The sequence below is a fragment of the Bilophila sp. 4_1_30 genome (genome assembly GCF_000224655.1).
GTDB classification, from domain to species: Bacteria; Desulfobacterota; Desulfovibrionia; order Desulfovibrionales; family Desulfovibrionaceae; genus Bilophila; species Bilophila wadsworthia.
In genome coordinates, this window is record NZ_JH114276.1 from 1 (window position 1) to 881 (window position 881).

Annotated in this window: 1 pseudogene; it reads right to left on the reverse strand. The window is 54.1% G+C overall.

The features are described 5' to 3' along the window. Positions 1-600 precede the first annotated feature (600 nt). A pseudogene (locus tag HMPREF0178_RS22730) lies at positions 601-881 on the reverse strand (hypothetical protein); the annotation flags it as partial.

The window sequence follows — 881 nt, forward strand, 5'->3', positions numbered from 1 at the left end:
GACGGGAGAGGCCGGGAGCTGGCAAAGTGACGCGGTACGGGAAGTCTACGGAAGTATAGACGGGCGGAATTCGTGGCATTACGTCCAAGGCACAGGGCCTTTCGCATAAAAGGGGTGGTCAACTACTACCTCGCGCAACTTGTTGAGGGCGGAGATGGGACCTTTGCCGGTTTAGACTTCAGACTGTCCCGCTCTGTCCCGACCGGCCCTGTCACCGTTCCGCCGCACGTATGGCAACCTATTATTCTGTATCTCGGCCTCCCGGCCTAAGCTGGAATGCCGAGATACAAGATAACAGGGAGGTTAACTGACGCAGGCATAACGGTATCCGATCCACCGTAGATGAAGTTGGATCTGGATGCCTCTAGTGACATACCGTCCCATACATAGCCAGACCCTCCTATTGTCAATGTACTGTTAACATTGGCAGAGTTTGATAAACGGATAGCACCTGACGGCAGGGGTGCGGGGACAGATATAATGGGGACATTAAAGTTTGACCACTCCCCCACCACATTCGGCAACCCCGGCGCGTTATACCCTCCAGCGTCCCCCGTTCCCTGCCCCCAAGCTCGGAAAGGCTACATATAAAGATAAAAACTATGATTTTTCACCAAGATACAAGATTACGGGAAGAGCGATATTGACCGGACGGTTTTCTTCAGCGGTCTGGACAACCCGGGAAGCTTTAAACTCCACTTCTGCCATCGACTCACCTTGTGCCCTCTGAAACAAGTAGTTGGCGCGAGTGATACTTGAAAAAGTGCCAGCGGCACCAGCATCAGACGGGGCAAGTGGTCTAGTGAATGCACCATAGATCTCCCGAATAGCGTCCCCCTGCGTGGATCCTGCCTCCCGGCTCCCTCCCGTCCAAGCTCGGA